The 5513-nt window shown below is 72.3% G+C and carries 6 protein-coding genes; 2 read left to right on the top strand and 4 right to left on the bottom strand.

Features of this window, described 5'->3' with window-relative positions:
* Positions 1-67 precede the first annotated feature (67 nt).
* Positions 68-709: a uridine kinase gene (locus ACFWEP_RS30850; protein WP_387375021.1), complete on the bottom strand. Its 642-nt coding sequence runs from the start codon at positions 707-709 to the stop codon at positions 68-70.
* Between the two features lie 127 nt (positions 710-836).
* On the opposite strand from ACFWEP_RS30850, the gene ACFWEP_RS30845 reads away from it, so the two are divergent.
* A complete protein-coding gene (locus ACFWEP_RS30845) occupies positions 837-1253 on the top strand; it encodes a hypothetical protein (RefSeq protein ID WP_387375019.1) in 417 nt (138 codons plus the stop codon).
* Positions 1254-1367: 114 nt separating this feature from the next.
* On the opposite strand, the gene ACFWEP_RS30840 is transcribed toward ACFWEP_RS30845, so the two are convergent.
* The 3 genes from ACFWEP_RS30840 to deoC are packed head-to-tail and all read right to left on the bottom strand — an operon-like array spanning position 1368 to position 4682.
* On the bottom strand, positions 1368-2300 hold the full coding sequence (locus ACFWEP_RS30840; protein ID WP_387375018.1) for an aldehyde dehydrogenase family protein: 933 nt from the start codon (positions 2298-2300) through the stop codon (positions 1368-1370).
* Entirely contained in the window at positions 2293-3729 is a 1437-nt protein-coding gene (locus ACFWEP_RS30835; protein WP_387375016.1) for an aldehyde dehydrogenase family protein, read from the bottom strand. Before ACFWEP_RS30835 ends, ACFWEP_RS30840 begins: the two co-directional genes overlap by 8 nt.
* Positions 3730-3734: 5 nt before the next feature.
* Positions 3735-4682, bottom strand: a complete 948-nt coding sequence (gene deoC / locus ACFWEP_RS30830; RefSeq protein ID WP_387375023.1) for a deoxyribose-phosphate aldolase — start codon at positions 4680-4682, stop codon at positions 3735-3737.
* Between the two features lie 144 nt (positions 4683-4826).
* Between deoC and ACFWEP_RS30825 the strand changes: the two genes are divergently transcribed.
* The gene (locus tag ACFWEP_RS30825; RefSeq protein WP_387375015.1) at positions 4827-5471 is read left to right on the top strand and encodes a PH domain-containing protein; all 645 of its coding nucleotides are present in this window, start codon (positions 4827-4829) and stop codon (positions 5469-5471) included.
* The last annotated feature ends 42 nt before the right edge of the window (positions 5472-5513 follow it).

Raw genomic sequence — 5513 nt, 5'->3', positions numbered from 1 at the left:
GGTACGACCCCGTCCGTCGTTCCGGGCGTCCGTGCGCCGACCCCGCACCCGTCCCGAACGTACGTCTCTACGCCGCGCCGCTTCCCGCCGGGGTGCGGCGGCAGCGGCCCGCGGCGGCGGCGGCCAGGCGGCCGAGCGCCTCCTCCTTGCCGCACGGGTGGGCGCCGAGCGCCGCCTGACGGGCCACGATCCGGCGCTCTGAGCGCATCAGCCGCCAGCCGCGCCGCAGCAGGAACGGCACCGACTTGCGGCCCTCGCGCAGATCCCGCAGCAGCCGCCGGCGGAACGTGGTCGCGGGGCGCCCGCGCAGGCAGATCGCGTCGGCGAGCAGTCCCAGTTCCTGGCAGCGTCCGACGATGTCCGCCGCGAAGATGCCCTCGGCCACGAAGAGCGGCGAGCGGTCGATGTGCAGCACCTCGCTGCCGGTGCGCGCGCTGATCGAGATGTCGTACACCGGTACCCGGGTGCGGCCGGTGCGGCAGAGTTCCGCGACGGCGGTGACGGCGGCCTCCACGTCCCAGGACGCGGTGGAGTCCCAGTCGATGTCCGTGCTGCCGGTGACCAGGGGCAGGGTCGGATCGTTGGCCTCTTTGTAGAAGTCGTCCAGCCGCAGCACCGGGAGACCGGTACGAGCGGCGAGGAAGGACTTCCCGGAGCCGGAGGGTCCTGTCAGCAGGACGACGCGCGTCGGGATCGGTTGGGGACTCACAGAACAAAAGTGTGAGGCATGACCCGAGCAGGGGACCCCTCGGAAGTCCTGTTGGTATCGAGCATCACATCTCCACTACTCTGCGCGCACGTACGACTACCGAAACGAAGTCGATCAGGTGGGAAAAATGGCACGTCATGCACGAACCAAGCCCTCGCGGCACGTCCTGCTGCGCGCCGGGCTGGCCGTCACCGCGATGGGCGCCGCCCTCGGCGCGGGCGCCGCGTCCGCGCAGGCGGCCACGCCCCCGGCCGTGACCGAGGCGGGCGACAGCGCGGAAGCGGCCGTGTCGGCGGTGACCGACGCGGCCCTGCCCGCGCTGACCGGCGCGCTGTCGAACAGCCTCGCCCCCGTCACCGCGCTCCAGCTCGACCCGCTCGCCAAGACCGGGACCGACCCGCTGGACAACGCCGTCGGCACGCAGGTGGCCGACTTCAAGCCGGTCTCCACCGCCCTGGTCACCCATCACCTCACGGACGGCGGCGCACTCCGCGACCTGCCCGTGGTGGGCCCGGTCACCGGGCTGATCACCGGCGCGCACTGAACCACCCCGGCCCCGGCGGCCCGTGACACGCCGTGGGGCCGGACCCCCGACTCCGGGAGATCCGGCCCCGCCGCACGCGTACGCCCGCGACGCCGTGGGGCGTCGGCGCGACCGTCAGTAGGACGACCCGGAGACGCCCAGCGCCCCCGTGGGGTGCCAGACCGTCTTGGTCTCCAGGAACGCCGTCAGCCGGTGCGTACCCGGATCGGCGGTCCAGTCCGGCTCCGCGCCGCCGTCCACAGCCTGTGGACGCAGGACGCGCTTCAGGTTGTCCGCCGCCGCGATCTCCAGCTCCTTCGCCAGCGCGGCGTCCGCGCCGGTGAGGTCGATGGCGTTGACGTCCTGGTGCGCCGCGAGCGGAGCCGCCAGTTCGGCCGTGGCACCGGAGAGCAGGTTCACCACCCCGCCCGGCAGGTCCGAGGTGGCCAGCACCTCGCCCAGCGAGAGCGCGGGCAGCGGGGCGGCGGCGGAGGCGACCACCACGGCCGTGTTGCCCGTCGCGATCACCGGGGCGATCACCGAGACCAGCCCGAGGAACGACGAGCGCTGCGGAGCCAGCACCGCGACCACACCGGTCGGCTCCGGCGTCGACAGGTTGAAGTACGGCCCGGCGACCGGGTTGGCCCCGCCCACGACCTGGCCGATCTTGTCGGTCCAGCCCGCGTACCAGACCCAGCGGTCCACCGCCGCGTCCACCACGGCCGCCGCCTTGGACTTCGACAGCCCCTCGGCGTCGGCCACTTCGCGGACGAACTGCTCCCGGCGGCCCTCCAGCATCTCGGCGACGCGGTAGAGGACCTGGCCGCGGTTGTACGCGGTCGCGCCGGACCAGCCGCCGAAGGCCTTGCGGGCGGCGACGACCGCGTCCCGGGCGTCCTTGCGTGAGGACTGCGGGGCGTTCGCCAGCCACGTGCCCTTGGAGTCGGTCACCTCGTACACCCGGCCGCTCTCGGAACGGGGGAACTTGCCCCCGACGTACAGCTTGTAGGTCTTGAAGACGCCGAGGCGCCGCTCGGCGGAGCCGTTGGTCGATCCGTGCTCAGACATCGAGGTACGCCTCCAGGCCGTGGCGGCCGCCCTCGCGGCCGTAGCCCGACTCCTTGTACCCGCCGAACGGCGAGGTGGGGTCGAACTTGTTGAACGTGTTGGCCCAGACGACGCCCGCCCGGAGCTTGTTCGCCACCGCGAGGATGCGGGAGCCCTTCTCCGTCCAGATGCCCGCCGAGAGGCCGTACTGGGTGTTGTTCGCCTTCGCGACGGCCTCGTCCGGGGTGCGGAAGGTCAGCACCGAGAGCACCGGGCCGAAGATCTCGTCCCGGGCGACCGTGTGGGCCTGGGTGACACCGGTGAAGAGTGTCGGGGCGAACCAGTAGCCGGAGCCGGGCAGTTCGCACGGCGCGGTCCAGCGCTCGGCGCCCTCCGCCTCGCCCGTGTCCGCGAGCGCGGTGATCCGGGAGAGCTGCTCGGCGGAGTTGATCGCGCCGATGTCGGTGTTCTTGTCCAGCGGGTCGCCGAGGCGCAGCGTGGACAGCCGCCGCTTCAGCGCGTCCAGTACCTCGTCGTGCACCGACTCCTGCACCAGGAGGCGGGATCCCGCGCAGCAGACCTGGCCCTGGTTGAAGAAGATGCCGGTGACGATCCCCTCGACCGCCTGGTCGACGGGAGCGTCGTCGAAGACGATGTTGGCGCCCTTGCCGCCCAGCTCCAGGGTGACCTTCTTGTCCGTGCCCGCGACCTGCCGGGCGATGGCCTTGCCCACGGCGGTCGATCCGGTGAAGGCGACCTTGTTCACGTCCTCGTGCGCGACGAGGGCCGCGCCCGCGTCGCCGTACCCCGTGAGGATGTTGACGACGCCCTTCGGCAGACCCGCCTGGCGGCAGATGTCCGCGAAGAACAGGGCGGAGAGCGGGGTCGTCTCGGCGGGCTTGAGGACCACCGTGTTGCCCGCGGCGAGCGCCGGGGCGATCTTCCACGCCAGCATCAGCAGCGGGAAGTTCCACGGGATGACCTGGCCGGCCACGCCCAGCGGGCGCGGGTTCGCCCCGAAACCGGCGTGGCCGAGCTTGTCTGCCCAGCCCGCGTAGTAGAAGAAGTGCGCCGCGACCAGGGGGAGGTCCGTGTCGCGGGTCTCCCGGATCGGCTTGCCGTTGTCCAGCGTCTCCAGGACGGCCAGCTCACGGCTGCGCTCCTGGACGATGCGGGCGATCCGGAAGAGGTACTTGGCGCGCTCGGCGCCCGGCAGCGCCGACCACTTGCCGAACGCCTTCCTGGCCGCCCGGACCGCGCGGTCCACGTCCGCCTCGCCCGCGCGGGCGACCTCGGAGAGGACCTCTTCGCTGCTCGGCGAGACGGTCTTGAAGACCTTGCCGTCGGCGGCCTCGGTGAACTCGCCGTCGATGAAGAGGCCGTAGGACGGCGCGATGTCGACGACCGAACGCGACTCGGGGGCGGGCGCGTACTCGAATGCAGATGCCATGGGGATCAGTCCACCGTCACGTAATCGGGGCCGGAGTAACGGCCGGTGCTGAGCTTCTGGCGCTGCATCAGCAGGTCGTTCAGCAGGCCGGAGGCGCCGAACCTGAACCAGTGGTTGTCCAGCCAGTCCTCGCCCGCGGTCTCGTTGACCAGGACCAGGAACTTGACCGCGTCCTTGGTCGTACGGATGCCGCCCGCGGGCTTCACCCCGACCTGGACACCGGTCTGAAGGCGGAAGTCGCGGACGGCCTCCAGCATCAGCAGGGTGTTCGCGGGGGTGGCGTTGGTCGCGACCTTGCCGGTCGACGTCTTGATGAAGTCGGCACCGGCCAGCATCCCGAGCCAGGAGGCGCGGCGGATGTTGTCGTACGTGGAGAGCTCGCCGGTCTCGAAGATGACCTTGAGGCGGGCGGTGCCGCACTCGGCCTTCACGGCCGTGATCTCCTCGTACACCTTGAGGTAGTGGCCGGACAGGAACGCGCCCCGGTCGATCACCATGTCGATCTCGTCGGCCCCGGCCGCCACCGCGTCGCGGACGTCCGCGAGCTTGACGGGGAGTGCCGCCCGGCCGGCCGGGAAGGCCGTCGCCACGGACGCCACCTTCACGTCGGAGCCGGTCAGCGCGGCGACGGCGGTCGCCGCCATGTCGGGGTAGACGCAGACCGCGGCGGTGCGCGGGGTCGTCCGGTCGGTCGGGTCGGGATGCAGGGCCTTGGCGCACAGCGCCCGGACCTTGCCCGGGGTGTCCGCGCCTTCCAGCGTCGTCAGGTCGATCATCGAGATGGCGAGATCGATGGCGTACGCCTTGGCCGTCGTCTTGATCGACCGGGTGCCGAGCGAGGCGGCGCGCGCTTCCAGGCCGACGGCGTCGACGCCGGGCAGCCCGTGCAGGAAGCGGCGCAACGCACCGTCGGACGCGGTCGCGCCGGAGAATGCGGGTGCAGTGGTGGGCATGGTCACCAGAGGAGCATATCTACGCGCGTAGCAGCCTGTACAGGGGGGTGCGGACCGTCACACGCTCCGTCGGGAAGCCCCGTACGCCGGGGACGGGACCCGGCCGCTCCGCACCCCGCCCCCGGCGTCAGGCACAATCGGGCCATGACGAGCTCCACGCCTTCCGACGAACCCGCCTACGCCGACCGGACCTACCGGTCCGGTGCCGCGATGGTGGCCGGCGTACTCCTGCTCCTGCTGATCGCCTGGCTGGTGATCGACGCGCTCTTCACCGGGGCGGGGCGCGCCCCGTGGCAGGCGCTCGCCGCGGGGGTGTTCATGGTCCCGCTGGTCGTCGCACTCACCCTGCGGCCCGCCGTGATGGCCGGAGCGCGCCGCCTCCTGGTCCGTAACCCGTTCCGCACGATCCTGCTGCCGTGGTCGGAGGTGGAGGGCATCCGCGCCGCGTACTCGACCGAGCTGTCCACCACGGGCGGCGCGAAGTACCAGGTGTGGGCGCTGCCCGTCTCGCTGCGCGAACGGAAGCGGGCGCTGCGCCAGACGGCGGCCGCCGAACGGGAGGGCGCCGGTGCCCAGGCCCACGTCCGCCCCGCGGCGGCCGACCAGGCGGTCTCGGAGCTGAGGCAGCTCGCCCAGGACGACGCCGAGCTGAGGGCGGCGGCCGAGGCGCAGGGCGTGCCGGTGCCCGGTGCCCGGGAAGCGACCTCCTCGGTCCGCTGGGCCTGGGAGATCATCGTTCCCGCCATCGTGGGCGCGATCGCCCTGGTGGTGCTGTTCGCCACCGCCTGACGCGCGGCCGTGTACGCGAGCGGGCCGGTACCTCCCCCGGGA

The sequence above is a fragment of the Streptomyces sp. NPDC060198 genome (genome assembly GCF_042728415.1).
In the GTDB taxonomy this organism is placed as follows: domain Bacteria; phylum Actinomycetota; class Actinomycetes; order Streptomycetales; family Streptomycetaceae; genus Streptomyces.
This window is presented reverse-complemented; position numbering and strand designations above follow the sequence as displayed.